The organism is uncultured Methanospirillum sp. (assembly GCF_963668415.2).
Lineage (GTDB): Archaea > Halobacteriota > Methanomicrobia > Methanomicrobiales > Methanospirillaceae > Methanospirillum.
Window position 1 is genome coordinate 1,372,093 of record NZ_CAXXDL010000001.1, and the last position, 13,853, is coordinate 1,385,945.

The following is a 13,853-nucleotide window of genomic DNA, read 5'->3' on the forward strand; positions in this document are numbered from 1 at the left end:
TACCAGAAAAAAGGGTTAAGATACCAGACCTACTTTTCTTGGAAGATCCGGGTCAATCTCACTCGCTTTCCTGAGGTTCATGGTATATCCGCCATAGTCACCCATGGACTTCTGCACCATGGCAAGGTTGTACCAGGCCCACTGGTTTGTTGGATCTATGTCTATTGCGCTCCTGAATGCCTGTTCGGCCTCAGCATAATGGGCAAGAGCCTGCTCTGCAGTTCCGAGATGATACCGGGCCCATGCATTCTTCGGATCTGACTTTATCGCATTCTGATACATGGTTATGGCCTGGGAAATCTGACCCCGGTCCTGGAGGAAGTTCCCCCTGAATATCCATGCCCATGTGTTGTTCGCATCAGTGGTTGTCGCATTTTTAAAGGCATCATAAGACGGCGTGATCCAGTTCATTCCCTGCATGGCCTTTCCCAGATTGAGCCAGGCCCATGTGTTGTTCGGATCGAGGTTGGTTGCGTTCCGGAATGCTGCTGCTGCATCCTGGTACTTGCTCTGGTTCATCAGTTCCACGCCCTTGTCGTACCAGGCAGTTGAGTCTTCTGCCAGGGAGTAAGGAACGATAAGGGCGAGAAGAAGGAGAGAGGAGATGAGTACTAATGGCCGCATAGATGAGGGGTACTGTCCTCATCACTCATCATACCTTCGTGTGAGAAAGGTTACACCAGGGCGATAACAGGCCCTTCCAATGCGTCCCTTATAATGGAAGAAGTGTGGATCAGCCGTGTATATTCATCAGGAGTATAGCAGATATAATCTACATGAACTAAAAACGGGACTTTCATAAGAACATCAGTCATCCGCATGACAAAGGGAATTGTCCTGAACTCTTCAGAAACAAGAATAACATCAATATCAGAACCCTCATGTGCCCTGTTTTGTGCTCTTGATCCAAAAACCAGGAGATGCTCGGGGTGATAGAGATTCTTAATTAGAGGGACAGCATCCTGTTCAAACTGATGAAGAATCGGATCACCTCTCATGGAATAAACTCCTTATATTGTGGGTTGAGAACTGTAAATATTCGGTCAAGGGCCTGTAATTTCACCGATACGATATCCATACTATATATCTCATAGGGTATACAATCAGAGATATCCGGATATCAAGAGATCTGGTAATCAGGTGCCAATCTATAGATATCAGGAAGGATCTCTTCAGGAACCGACAACTCTTTTGCTAGTTGATCTATATGATGAGTTCGTGGAATTTTCATCCCCCTCTATTACAAATAAACCCATGAATAGCTTTTCGACCGTTTGATGAGAGAGGAATGCTGCAACATCATAGCCTTCATGCTGGTAATTCATTTCAGCCATCTTCTTATCATGTAACGACTGAAGAATCCACTTTCTTGCAGTTTCTCTTAAGTCAGATGAATCAGTGTTTGATTGAGGAGGACCCATATTCAGATTGGTTAGTTATACAGAGAACTATCGATTTAAAAGACAAAAAGATTACTGCCAACACCAACAAAAAAAAGAGGAATTTGCTTAAATTTTATGGTGATCTAGCACTTCTCTGTAACGATTAGGTAGACTTCTTTTTCACCAGAACCTTCACGGTCAGTGCATCCGGATCGCTCATGCTTACCGGGGTTGGTAAACCGGTGATGGAACGCTTCTTTATCCTTGATTGCAGGTCCCTGATAACTCCGGTCCTGGCCAATTGCTCCACCTCGTGGACCATTCCCGGACTCTTCAGGAGCCCAGCGACTCTTGTCTGATAACTCGCGATCTGCCTTTCCGGAGGGGCCATTATCAGTTCCCTGCTGCCTGCCTGATTTCTTCATGCATGGACAGCCACAATCACTTGGGCCGGACTCATGGCCTACAGGGGCCTGGCTCATCTGTTCCTGACCTTGGATTCGACCACCGTGGCCACCAGCATTATTCTGAGATCCTGATCCCGGGCAGTCCTGGCTCTGAGGTCCTGAACCTGGACCATCACGGCTCATCTTCCCTGGATTTTCGTTCCCGGAGCCGGTCTCCCGGTCACCCTGGTTCTTTGAATATACCGGACCGGATTCACACTGCTGACCGGACTGTTCTCCTGGTTTCTGCATCTGTGCAGGGCCACTGCCCTGACCAGGTGCTTTCATTGTTTCATCATTCTTCGGTGAGGAGACCCCTGGGTTTTTGTCAGGTGTTCCTTTGTACATGAGGAGTAATCCGGTTCCTGCGAATAACAGAACCGTAACAACTACGAGGCATGCACATATGAGCAGTGTTCTGTCTGCCAATGTATCACCATCATGGGTTCATGACATCTGAGATTTCCAGATCTCCGCAAATACATACAGTGATGGCCGGGATCTGGATAATAAGAATCTTAAACCGGCAGATAGGGATAGATAAATCCCGGGTTGAATACCAGAAGAGTTGGTTGATCCCGGATATGGGATCAGTCCCAGAAATGGCGAGGTCAATAGACGGTCGCTATCATAGTTTCTAGGGCTGGGTCGATAGAAACATCGTTACGGTTATTACTGGGGAACTCGGGGCCTTGGTAAAATGATTAAATCCGGAGAAACCGGGAACGCCGGGTTAAATGGTAGCGAATTCATATCGGGTGAATGATGGGATCAGATTGGGATTAAATCCAGGAAATACGGCAGATATTGGGAGATAATTTAGGTGCTATAAGGGAGTAACCAGTTCCAGGGATAGAGGGATAATTCACTGTGGAGTGCCTTGATTATGCTTAAAATCAAAGGAATCAGCAAACCCGAAGTGGAATCGAGGTGCCTAAATTATTTAAGGCTAATTTGAAAGGTATAAATCCTGAGTAGTCGATACTGGTAACATTGGTCATGGTGGGTACGCAGAGAGAGTCCGGGCTATCTGAAGTCATCGGTTTTATCTTAATTATCGCAATATTAGTCGTAGTTGCTTCATTATATGTTACCTATGTTGTTCCTGCTCAAGGAAGAGAAGCAGAAATCACACATATGACATATATAAAAAATCAGTTCGTTGATTTCAAAATGGCTATGGATTCATTATGGATCAACAGCCAGGTTAATACATCCCTTGCCCAGAATATCGAGATGGGAACATTAGGGCAGAAAACTGAAGGGAAGTTTGTTTTTCTTCCATTGACACAGCCGATTGGATCTGATGGAGAGATGAAAATCGGTACTGGATCAGAGAACGGAATGATACAGATTGCAATTAAAGGACTATTTAAGGATACATCTGATGGTGGTACCTCACTCTTCACATCCAACTCAGAACTTTCCAACCAGATCTATGCAAATCCTGATTTGTACCGGCAATTACTCTATTACCAATCCTTGTATCCATCTAAGATTGTCAATATGATCCGGATTCCAGTTCCGGTTGATTCAATAGTAACAAGTCGAATTCCAGATTCTCCAAATGATTTTTCTTCAAACCAGTCAATTTCCTATCATCTCTGTGATATCTACCCGAACTCGACCAATAGTGCAACATACCAGACCACATCTAACTGGACAGCATCAATAGATCTTCTTCGAGTTCCGGCATTTTCTGTCCCTCAAACTAATGCCACAGCATTTAGTTCAGCCAAAAGCCCATATCAGATGAAAGTGGACTACCGGTATGACCTGACAATGAGTTTGACAAAACTAAATCAATCGACAAATACAAGATATCCGGTTTTTCAAAACTTTACGCTCAATAGTTCGGCAGCAAGGCCTTCTGAATATTGGATTAACATTCAGGATCCCGCATATGGCCTTGACACAATGGGTCCTATGATGGTAATTTTGTCCAATGGAACATTAATTCAGCAGTACATTGGAGCCGCAAATATTACACAAAACTGGGATGTTAACATCAGCAGAGCGGTGAATACTTCAACCGCGATAAACTCAACAATTCTCGATTCTGTCATAAGATCTTCGTATTTAAATCAAATTGTGACATCCGGACCAACATCTATGGGTAAATTCTCGTACACCGGAAGAAACTACTACTGGGTACCACAGGAATATTACTACCAACTCGGGGGAGTCTTCTTAACACAGAATGGTAGTGTATCTAAATTACTTCCACTCGTCTCACTAGGAGTTGCAAAAAATCTTACTAATAGTGACATACCCTCGATTAGCATAACGAAATTAATCATTACAGGTGAGGACAATCAGGACATTTCTGGAACAACACCAGTCCAGGTATCCTCAAGGGTTTCACGAATCTGGAAAGGAGTGTTGACAGACCAGACATCTCAAAGACAGTATTACCTTGCACCAGTTACACAGAACACACAGGATGTAATTGTTACAATCTCAAATTTACCAGACAGTAATTCAAAAGAAGCATGGAGAAGCGCCTTTAATTCTATCATCCATGCTGCAAACACATCTTCAGGGTTTCAAAACGATTGGGCTCATTTATCTCCTTCAGGAACCACGGGAGATCTTATCTTTCAAGTAAACAGTACTGGAGGAGTTTATTTGGATTATTCAGAAGTAGATGCAAAGATTCTCCTTCAACCAGTAGGATGGCAGGGGTCATAATGAAAAAAAATCCGGCATTATCAGAACTAATATCCGCTCTTCTTTTGATTGTGATTTTAGTCTCTGCTGCTTCTATTGTCCTTGTTGTTTTAACCTCTCAGTATCCTCCAACAATTATACCAGATCCTCGTCTTGAAATATGGAATGAAACCACCATTAACGGAAATGTAATTAACAATACGATTTATGTTCAGTCAAGAGGAGGAGATCCAGTTGATGAAAACGAATACTTATTCAGGGCAATTCCAATCTCCGGAACTCCCTACACATTTTACTCGGACTCACCGACGATAAACAACACTTCAGGAAATAATAACTTAACAACAGGGAACACCATCAGTTTCTCTGTCAATATGACACCGATCATCTCATCAGTTCAGGTAATCTATAGAAATAACGGTAATCAACACGATAGTGGATTATATGAAGTATTGATGTATGAAAAGAAATTCCTTAAAACAATACCAAATTCATCACCCACATCAACGACTGCTCCAACCGATTATTATTATATCCGATTATTAACATCAGGGAGTGGAACGGTTGTACCTAGCGGAGGAACAACAACTACATTAGATGGTTTTACAGCAGTAAAGGTCCCGGTTGGGACCCAGATTTCATTGACTGCTACTGCAACATCCGGGATTATCAACCTCGCAACCAACAGAACGGAGTTCTGGACATCAGACCACATGAACAGCACAGAAGCGGACACCATTTCTAATGCGGTCGGAAAAACAACGACAACATTCTCTCCCCCAACAAACACAAATCAGACCGTATATTTTAGTTTTGGACTCCCAGAATCCCATATAACCATCTTTAACTTAGGCGGAGGGGGAACAGTAAGCAATGGTTCTGTATCAATTACAGATGGAGGAAGTCACACATTCACAGTCACCTCCGGTGATCCATTCAGTGCCCTATTCACTGCAACAGGTTCAGGGACGATCAGTACACTTCGATGGATTTCTGGAACAGCAACTGATGGTAACTCGGTAATATCTGGAGGGGTTAATGTTGAAAATGCTGCAAACAACACAACGTTTACCTATCTGAATTCATCTGTTACACAGGACATATCCTTGGCCGTAATATTTTCACCATCATACTCAATTACAGCAACAACTGGAGTTGGAGGCACAATCTCCCGGCTTGGTGTGACTAACTATTCGGCAGGTTCCACACCGACGTACACGATCACAGCATCTGGTGAAAATAGATCTTATGAGATCCTTGTTGATGGAGTTGCATGGACAGATATCAACCCTGCCCTAAGAACCCAAACATACACGTTTAGCCCATTGACCGAATCCCACACAATACATTCACGGTTTGCAATTCAGGGAGTCTGGGGAAATTACTGGGGTAGTGCAACGGTTAATGGAAGTTATAATGATCCAGATAATAACAGAGCTGTTGGAGTTCGGAACAGTAATCCATGGAAATATATCGAATCGACTACCGCCTGGAATAAACAACTACACCATCACATTCAACTCGCCGATGCTCTGGCCATGTCAATTCCTGCAACCCCTGCATATTCAACACTTGAAACTGCATGGCCAAATGGTGCAAACCGAGTGGTAATAGGATCAACAATTGCAGTAGGATCTGGTACCGATAAAGATTACTTCTATGTTAATTGGAGTGGGCTGATGTTTATCGAAAATGCTGGATCTTACCGATTCTGGATCAGGGCCGATGACGGCATCAAACTGTTTATTGATGGAGCGATGCAGTCAATCGACGCAAGGGCCTGGATCAAACCGTATCCTCCAGATGCAGCGGACTGGTATCCCTGTACAACAGATCCTTCGATTGTAATTCCAGGATGGCATAGATACACGATCTGGTACTATGAAAATGCAGGAAAGGCTGCAGCAGAACTCCGGTACCAGTTGCCTGGAACAACATCAGACGCCTATAGTGCGAATTTTTTCACCGATCTGTTTTATCTTGTTGATTAGAATGAAAGAGAAAGAAGGTGCAGTATCGGAGGTGATTGGCGCATTATTAATATTGGTGATGGTAATAGCCGGTTTAACCATCATTATGGCAATGTTACTTGGTCAAATTCATACCGATACCATTCCATCAACTGAACTTGTCCCTATAGATGAAACAAATACAACCACCGGCTTCCATACTGTAAAAATCGCCCATGATGGCGGTGATGCACTTTCTGATGATGAAATTAAGATATTAATAGACGGGGTCAATTCCACTTGCGACTCATACTTTACTAAAAATAAGCGAGCATTCTGCATTCAGGGAGAATATTTTAAACCAGGAGATACACTTGCATTTAAGCCTACAAAGTCTCCAATCCATAACCTAACAATATTTTACCAACCTCATGGATCGAATGCATCCAGTGTGGTGATGTACCAGACATCAAAACTTACCAAAGTAAATATTTCTGAGTCTATCAATGGAATTCCATCAAACTGGTCAACGTATACCGATCCACCGGTCATTTCATCAATAACCATTTCTCCAACTTCACCACTCAAGGCAGGATCAACAGCAACAGTATCATGGACTGTAACAGATCAAATCCCCTATTATGGTGCAGAAGTAAGATTAACAGGGCCAGGAATAAACTCAGTTCTTTCATCGTCTACATATGATTCACTCTCTTTTACAGTCCCAACAGTATCGGGTTCGGGATATTCCCTTGTTATCACAGTTCGTGACATGAATGGGAATGTTGGAACCGGCACTAGTAATTCTTTTTCAATACAGGATGTACCTGTTGTTTCACTTCAATCTCCAAATGGTGGAGAATCGTGGACTGAAAAGAGTACAAATTCAATAGTCTGGACCGCATCAAGTCTTACCGGAATCAGTCAGACAACACTATTCCTATCAAAAGATGGGGGATCTTCGTGGTCAATGATCTCTTCATCCCCCGGATCAAGCCCATATTCATGGACTATACCAACCGGTTCTCAAACAGATTTAGGAAAGATAAATGTAACCACATGCAATTCTGCAGGAGATTGTAGTTCAGACACCAGTGATGGAGTTTTCCAGATCTCAACCTCCTCGTCATCCGGATCTGTTACAGTGACATCACCTGTTTCAGGGGCGGTACTCAATGGAGCAGGGAAATATCCAATTACCTGGAGCGTCTCATCACCATTTGATGTTGATTCTATTGACCTAAAATACACAGACGGATCTTCCTGGACCCCTATCCTAACCGGCATTTCCGGTGTTAGTTCGTATGACTGGACAACTCCAGATGCTCCTGGGACTAAATATCAGGTTTCTGTTACAGCCTATATGAGTGACGGATCATTGATTTCAGGAATCAGCGGAGTATTTACTATACAACAGGTAGCCCCGACTGTTGTTGTTGAATCACCAAATGGTGGAGAGATATGGTCTATCGGATCTACTCAACAGATCAAATGGAATGCTACATCTGGATCAGGGATTTCTTCAGTAAATCTGTTGTACTCTATATCAGATAGCCCTGTTACAACAACAATCGCATCAGGAATATCCAACACTGGACTATTCTCATGGCCTGTACCTGCAGTACCATCACAGAAGGTAAGAATAATTGTTAAGGCATCTGGAAATAATGGACTCACTGGAACAGATAAGAGTGACAATTATTTCCAGATTAAAGACACCACGGCACCTACAATCTCTATCACTACACCAAGTGGAGGAGAAATCTGGCAGCAAAATCCAAGTAGTAATCCGAAACAGATCGTCTGGACTGCATCTGATAATGTAAATGTTGATCACATAAAACTTGAGTATTCAATAAACTCAGGGACTTCGTACTCTCAGATTACATATGCTGAAACTCTAAATAACATCGGATATTTTTATTGGTACGTCCCAAATAATCCGTCTACTACATGTAAAATCCGGGGTACTGCATACGATTTCGCAGGGAATCCTGCAACAGCAGTGAGTAACGGAGTATTTACAATAAAATCATGAAAAATATCGCTGTATCAGATATAATTGCAGTTGTCCTGCTGATCAGCGTTGTTACTGTAGCAATGGGAATCGTAGGGGTGATGGTCACCAGAGACATTGTGCCTACAGAAATTCCACATATGAATTTTGAAGCTTGTATCAATGGAACAGACATTTTTCTCTATCATAATGGTGGGGATTCACTCCTTGAAACACAAAATAACACTAAATTCTATGCCAAATTCTTAGACTCTAATAAAAATCCTATAAGTATTACACAGTTCAACCCAGTAATTGAAAAACAATGGTCTATTGGAACTATTAAAACAATATCAACAGGCCTGCAACCAACATTGAGCAGTTCAATAAAATATGTTCAGATCATTACAAGGTCGAGTGGAGGAATTGAGAATTTAATTGGCTGGGCACAGGTGAGAAGCTGCACTGGTGATAATAATAATCCCGATTCTTCATGCCTGGCAAGGCCATATGCTGCATTCATTGGCTCTCCTCAATCAGGAGACCCTCCATTATCAGTATCATTTATCGATCAATCTAAATCAGATACAACGTACCCTATAACAAGTAGAATCTGGGACTTTGGAGATGGAAACACATCTACTGAACAAAATCCAACTCATGTATTTACTAATTCGGGGATAAGTTATACAGTAAAACTCAGGGTTCACAACCTATGTGGAACTGATGAAGTAACTCATACAATTACGACAGGTTCAACACCCTGCTCATCCAGTGTCACTGCAAGCATAAAAACTGATAAACCAACAACCGGATCTCCACCATCCCTAACGATCTCATTTACAGACAATTCTACAACAACCGGTGGTAGTTCAATCGTTTCGCGATTATGGAAATTCGGAGATGGAAACACATCTACTGAACAAAATCCTACTCATACGTTTTACTATGGGATATATTATACCAGTTTAACCGTTACCGATTCATGCGGGAATGAAAATACTGTTGAGACCCAGATTTCAGTAATCAACGATGACGATTGCGTTGCAACAGCGAGTTTCGAGCCTAATACTACATATGGAAAACCCCCACTTACCATCTTATTCACTGACAAAAGTAGCACAAACCATGGGCAGATCACATCCTGGAACTGGGATTTTGGAGACGGAAATACATCTACTGAAGAAAATCCAACTCATACATTTTATGACGAAAAAACATATGTAGTAAATTTATCTATCACGAACAGTTGCGAAAGATTAAGTTTTACTTCGGAGAATATCACGGCATCCTCCTGCGAAAATCAAATTACAGTGATTCAGTCAAATAATGGTGTAATATCACCAGCAGGACCTGTTAATGTCTCTTGCAGTGGTAGTTCCTCATTCACAATAACTACTGACATCTGTTACCAGATCAATGATGTAATTATCAACCAGAATCAGCACCTCGGAACTCAAACTAGTCCATACATATATACATTCACAAATGTTCAGTCAGATCAGAACATTACTGCAAACTTTATTGTGCATCCGAACTTTGTTTTTACAACTCAAAACACTGGGGGAATTATTTCGCCAAATGGTCCTATCAGTGTTTCATGTATGGGTGATTCACAACCGCTCACAGTCCTTGCAAATTCCTGCTTTAATATATCAGATATAATTATTAACGGGTCGTACCACCTGGGTTCTCAATCCAGTCCATTTTATTATACGTTTAAAAATGTTACAACAAACCAGAGTATTGAAGCATCGTTTGCACAAAGAACATACAATATTTCATCTTTAGCAGGATCAGGTGGAACTATCTCTCCAAGCGGAAATACAACCGTTTCCTGCGGACAGGATCAGACATATCTCGTTAACGCAAATACTTGCTACAATATTTCAGATATAATAATCAATGGAACTTCATTTGGATCAAAACCGAGCCCATATATTTATTCATTTACAAATGTGACTGACAATCAGACGATTCAAGCGCTCTTCACACAGAGAAACTACAACATTACTGCTTCAGCAGGGTCAGGGGGGACCATTTCACCAAGCGGGAATACAACCGTTACCTGTGGACAGAATCAGGATTATGTTATTACTGCTGGTTCATGTTTCAATATTTCAGATATTGTAATAAACGGAGTATCATCCCCTGGGTCAAGAAATAGTCCATATACATATTCATTTACAAATGTGACAAACAACCAGACGATTCAGGCTCTCTTCACACTGAAAAACTACAACATTACCGCCTCAGCAGGGTCTGGAGGAACCATTTCACCAAACGGGAATACAACCGTTAAATGCGGACAGGATCAGGATTATGTTATTACCGCTGGTTCATGTTACAATATATCAGATATAATAATTAACGGGACGTCATTTGGAGCGAATACGAGTCCATATACATATTCATTTACAAGTGTAACAGACAACCAGACGATTCAGGCTGTGTTCACGAAGTTGTATTACACAATCACTGCATCAGTAACAGGAACTGGAGGAACGATATCACCAGGTGGAGCAGTTTCTGTGGAGTGTAATAATAGTCAGACATTCACCTTCACACCATCATCAGGGTATCGGGTAAACAGAGTATGGGTAGATGGAGTACGAGTTTATCCTTCTGGAAATAGTTATACAATTAACAATGTGACTGCAAATCACACAATTATGGTATCATTTAGACGGGGATAGAAAGATAACGAGGTAAAAATGGGAACTCTAACAGTAAAAGCAACATGTGATGGATCAAACTTCCATATTTCAGATCAGGTTGATCTAAAGCCAAATACTACCTGTCTCCTCACAATTGAAGTAATTGAAGAAGACCCATATGAGGATCCGTTTAAGCATCTACTCAAACACGCAGGTACAGTAAGAGGGCCAGCAGATTGGTCTGTTGAACACGATCATTACTGAAATAACTGGATAAGAACTGGAGTCTCACTGATTGCCTTTCTTTCATAATCATGACAGAAAATAACATAAATCTCGTGTACTCATCAGATCATCATTTTGAGCAGGCAGGATTTCAGTATATTTTACGATAATCCCCCCATAATTTCTGGCATTGAAGGACTATAACCCGAGTGTCCATCGGGATTACAACCAACAGGAAAGGGATCCAGAACCTTTTCTCCTGGATCTCCTCTCATCCCTATCCCCTTCCCTTGATCCACGTCACAACCCCGGACATCCGGCTCATATGATCCATCACCTCTCCGGCCAGCACCACCGGATCGGTCACGATCTCACCATCCTCCTCCCTGATCAGAGAATAAACCCGGCCTGCAAACTCTCCCGACTCCTCTGCCAGCAGACGATACTGCCGGTAGAGATGATACGCTGCAACCGCGTTCATCACCGCAAATCCGGATGATACCCCGGCTACAACTTCAGCGATCATATCCTTCCTCCAAACCTGAAGAGATCCTCCACCGTCAGGTTCCCGGACACAAACCCCCTGCTCCTCAGAGACCTGTTCCCTGATACAAAAGACCCGAATGCCATCAGCCCGGACCCGTTCACCAGGGTCTCACCCGAGAGATCAGGCCCGATAGCCCGTGAAACGTCGAACTCACCCCCATGCAGAATTCCTGAAGTGTACACCGAGGCCTCACCAACAGGCCTCTCTCCTTCGGCACCAAGAAACACACAGCGATCCCGTACCTCATTGCTCTTCAGAACTGCAGACGCGACATCAGACACCAGAACCGGCCCTGATCCTGATATTGCCAGATCATGCTCATCATTACCGGATACCGTCCTGACCAGCCGGACAGCATCCACACCCAGAGCCCGTGACACAAACGAGCCGTTCTGATCAGACCCTGATGTTGCAAGCATCACAGACCCGTCAGAATGTATCGATGTTGAAAGGTACTCAGCACCAGCAAGACCTGCAAGGATAAGGCAGATGAACCCCCCAAGAACGTACCCTCTCTTCATACTCCCCCCGGATATGAAAAAAGAGAGGTTCAAGCCAGGATGGCAACCGTATCAGCCCAGGCCTCAAGACCGGTACGAATTGAATCAGCCTCATAGCTCGAGATCGTGACACCGTCCCTCTTGAATGTCACCGTGTAGAGCTCGCCGTTGCTTGCATGAGCCTTGAGCGTGCAGCTGAACGAGTCCTCTGACGAATCACGTGAAGCGGTCACACCGGTCCCCATACCGGTAGTGATCGCTGCAATGCCCGTGATCTGGGTGACAGCAGTGTTCACCGCTGCCATCGTCGGCCCACGAACCGGAATGCTCCCTACCGTCTTCGCCTCTGCGTTCTCATACACGATGGTGGCTGCATACGCCTCCTTTGTCTTCTCAACCGCAGGTTTAGCAACACCTGCAGACTCATAGACTGTGCATCCCCACGGATTGTTGTCCAGGACATCCTGGACAAGAGCATTGAACGCGGTATAATCTGCAATCGGTGAAACAAGCTTTCTCACCGCTGACTTCACAACACTCTTCTGAGTAAAATCTCCCATCTGTTCCCCCATCGTCGCTGTAGTGCGACACTATCTCATACGTATCCTGAGTATAAAAGGTTCAAAAGAGATACCAAAAATCCAAAGATTTACGAATGAATCATCTAAATCTCGTACGATAAGAGCACCCCAATGTACACCGGAATAAATCAACCAAATTACGTCACAAATCTAAAAAAAACCAGATACGTAGATTGTTATGAAATGAAACGTGACCCCGTGCTTTATGATTAATTAAATCTTTTTATTTAAGAAAAATCAATTTCAAAAGCTTTAGTAGGATGAAGAGATTACAGTCTTTCACTACCTGGTTACACTGATAAAACTCAGGTAGAAGGATGATAGTACGACAAAAGGAGTTGGAGCATAATGTACTCCCCGTCAGATGGATTTGCTTGGGGGCATATCACCAAGGGGAGTGATCAAGTATCACAGTCTGAAATTTTAAGCATATCCATCAATCACGGTTGTAAATACAGGTGGATGACCCGTTTGATAAGGCAGGAATCTCATTCAGGAACGCACGTTTGGAGGATGAATGAGGCCTGAAAATCCGGATTACCGGACCAGAAGGACGGCAGAGTACAGTGCCATGGATCTCCTTATCAGAAGAGGATACACGGTCATCAGGGTTGCGCAGAGTCATACCCACGAGTCTGCAGGAATTAACCTTGTTGCCTGGGACAAAGACGGAAAAGTCTTCTTCATCTATGCCAGATCCAGCCGGAGAGGCTCCATCAGTGATGATATCCAGACTCTCTCGAATCTCACGAGAAACTACCATTTCCCCGGAGATGTGCAGTACTGGATTCGGGATAAGGCCGGATGGATTCGATATCAGATCAATCCAGGTGGGGCACTTCCACTTCCGGTGGTATGATGAACTCACGTCTCATCAGGCAGCAGGCGCTGAATTCTCAT

At 43.3% G+C, this 13,853-nt stretch carries 13 protein-coding genes; 6 read left to right on the plus strand and 7 right to left on the minus strand.

Annotation, left to right across the window (positions count from 1 at the left end; all coding sequences use genetic code 11):
* Window positions 1-15: 15 nt before the first annotated feature.
* The 4 genes from ACHZA2_RS06310 to ACHZA2_RS06325 form a co-directional block, all read right to left on the minus strand.
* Window positions 16-624, minus strand: a complete 609-nt coding sequence (locus tag ACHZA2_RS06310) for a tetratricopeptide repeat protein (protein ID WP_319578997.1) — start codon at window positions 622-624, stop codon at window positions 16-18.
* A 50-nt stretch (window positions 625-674) separates the two neighbouring features.
* Window positions 675-998 (minus strand): nucleotidyltransferase domain-containing protein, encoded by a 324-nt coding sequence (locus ACHZA2_RS06315; RefSeq protein ID WP_319578998.1) that lies wholly within the window; start codon window positions 996-998, stop codon window positions 675-677.
* Window positions 999-1,172: 174 nt separating this feature from the next.
* Complete coding sequence (locus tag ACHZA2_RS06320; protein WP_319578999.1) at window positions 1,173-1,421, minus strand: HEPN domain-containing protein; 249 nt, start codon at window positions 1,419-1,421, stop codon at window positions 1,173-1,175.
* 104 nt (window positions 1,422-1,525) lie between these two features.
* Window positions 1,526-2,257 carry a hypothetical protein gene (locus ACHZA2_RS06325; RefSeq protein WP_319579000.1) on the minus strand — a complete coding sequence of 244 codons (732 nt, stop codon included), beginning with the start codon at window positions 2,255-2,257 and terminating at the stop codon, window positions 1,526-1,528.
* A gap of 570 nt (window positions 2,258-2,827) precedes the next feature.
* Here ACHZA2_RS06325 and ACHZA2_RS06330 point away from each other — a divergent pair.
* Genes ACHZA2_RS06330 through ACHZA2_RS06350 form a run of 5 tightly spaced genes read left to right on the plus strand, consistent with a single transcriptional unit; the run spans window position 2,828 to window position 11,364 of the window.
* Window positions 2,828-4,519, plus strand: coding sequence for a hypothetical protein (locus tag ACHZA2_RS06330; RefSeq protein ID WP_319579001.1), 1,692 nt, complete (start codon window positions 2,828-2,830; stop codon window positions 4,517-4,519).
* A complete protein-coding gene (locus ACHZA2_RS06335; protein ID WP_319579002.1) occupies window positions 4,519-6,489 on the plus strand; it encodes a PA14 domain-containing protein in 1,971 nt (656 codons plus the stop codon). Before ACHZA2_RS06330 ends, ACHZA2_RS06335 begins: the two co-directional genes overlap by 1 nt.
* A gap of 1 nt (window position 6,490) precedes the next feature.
* Window positions 6,491-8,485 (plus strand): type IV pilin N-terminal domain-containing protein, encoded by a 1,995-nt coding sequence (locus ACHZA2_RS06340; RefSeq protein WP_319579003.1) that lies wholly within the window; start codon window positions 6,491-6,493, stop codon window positions 8,483-8,485.
* Window positions 8,482-11,139, plus strand: a complete 2,658-nt coding sequence (locus tag ACHZA2_RS06345; protein WP_319579004.1) for a PKD domain-containing protein — start codon at window positions 8,482-8,484, stop codon at window positions 11,137-11,139. The genes ACHZA2_RS06340 and ACHZA2_RS06345 overlap by 4 nt, the downstream gene beginning before the upstream one ends.
* 18 nt (window positions 11,140-11,157) lie before the next feature.
* On the plus strand, window positions 11,158-11,364 hold the full coding sequence (locus ACHZA2_RS06350; protein WP_319579005.1) for a hypothetical protein: 207 nt from the start codon (window positions 11,158-11,160) through the stop codon (window positions 11,362-11,364).
* Window positions 11,365-11,602: 238 nt separating this feature from the next.
* On the opposite strand, the gene ACHZA2_RS06355 is transcribed toward ACHZA2_RS06350, so the two are convergent.
* From ACHZA2_RS06355 to ACHZA2_RS06365, 3 genes are read right to left on the minus strand one after another with little or no spacing between them, the layout of a single operon-like run.
* Window positions 11,603-11,851 (minus strand): hypothetical protein, encoded by a 249-nt coding sequence (locus ACHZA2_RS06355; RefSeq protein WP_319579006.1) that lies wholly within the window; start codon window positions 11,849-11,851, stop codon window positions 11,603-11,605.
* Window positions 11,848-12,393, minus strand: a complete 546-nt coding sequence (locus tag ACHZA2_RS06360; protein ID WP_319579007.1) for a hypothetical protein — start codon at window positions 12,391-12,393, stop codon at window positions 11,848-11,850. The genes ACHZA2_RS06355 and ACHZA2_RS06360 overlap by 4 nt, the downstream gene beginning before the upstream one ends.
* 29 nt (window positions 12,394-12,422) lie before the next feature.
* Entirely contained in the window at window positions 12,423-12,932 is a 510-nt protein-coding gene (locus ACHZA2_RS06365; RefSeq protein WP_319579008.1) for a hypothetical protein, read from the minus strand.
* A gap of 538 nt (window positions 12,933-13,470) precedes the next feature.
* On the opposite strand from ACHZA2_RS06365, the gene ACHZA2_RS06370 reads away from it, so the two are divergent.
* Window positions 13,471-13,812 carry a hypothetical protein gene (locus ACHZA2_RS06370; RefSeq protein WP_319579009.1) on the plus strand — a complete coding sequence of 114 codons (342 nt, stop codon included), beginning with the start codon at window positions 13,471-13,473 and terminating at the stop codon, window positions 13,810-13,812.
* Window positions 13,813-13,853 lie beyond the last annotated feature (41 nt).

Coding starts and splice junctions, on each gene's coding strand:
- ACHZA2_RS06310 (WP_319578997.1), bottom strand. CDS start 624: ATGCGGCCATTAGTACTCATCTCCTCTCTCCTTCTTCTCGCCCTTATC.
- ACHZA2_RS06315 (WP_319578998.1), bottom strand. CDS start 998: ATGAGAGGTGATCCGATTCTTCATCAGTTTGAACAGGATGCTGTCCCT.
- ACHZA2_RS06320 (WP_319578999.1), bottom strand. CDS start 1,421: ATGGGTCCTCCTCAATCAAACACTGATTCATCTGACTTAAGAGAAACT.
- ACHZA2_RS06330 (WP_319579001.1), top strand. CDS start 2,828: ATGGTGGGTACGCAGAGAGAGTCCGGGCTATCTGAAGTCATCGGTTTT.
- ACHZA2_RS06335 (WP_319579002.1), top strand. CDS start 4,519: ATGAAAAAAAATCCGGCATTATCAGAACTAATATCCGCTCTTCTTTTG.
- ACHZA2_RS06340 (WP_319579003.1), top strand. CDS start 6,491: ATGAAAGAGAAAGAAGGTGCAGTATCGGAGGTGATTGGCGCATTATTA.
- ACHZA2_RS06345 (WP_319579004.1), top strand. CDS start 8,482: ATGAAAAATATCGCTGTATCAGATATAATTGCAGTTGTCCTGCTGATC.
- ACHZA2_RS06350 (WP_319579005.1), top strand. CDS start 11,158: ATGGGAACTCTAACAGTAAAAGCAACATGTGATGGATCAAACTTCCAT.
- ACHZA2_RS06355 (WP_319579006.1), bottom strand. CDS start 11,851: ATGATCGCTGAAGTTGTAGCCGGGGTATCATCCGGATTTGCGGTGATG.
- ACHZA2_RS06360 (WP_319579007.1), bottom strand. CDS start 12,393: ATGAAGAGAGGGTACGTTCTTGGGGGGTTCATCTGCCTTATCCTTGCA.
- ACHZA2_RS06365 (WP_319579008.1), bottom strand. CDS start 12,932: ATGGGAGATTTTACTCAGAAGAGTGTTGTGAAGTCAGCGGTGAGAAAG.
- ACHZA2_RS06370 (WP_319579009.1), top strand. CDS start 13,471: ATGAGGCCTGAAAATCCGGATTACCGGACCAGAAGGACGGCAGAGTAC.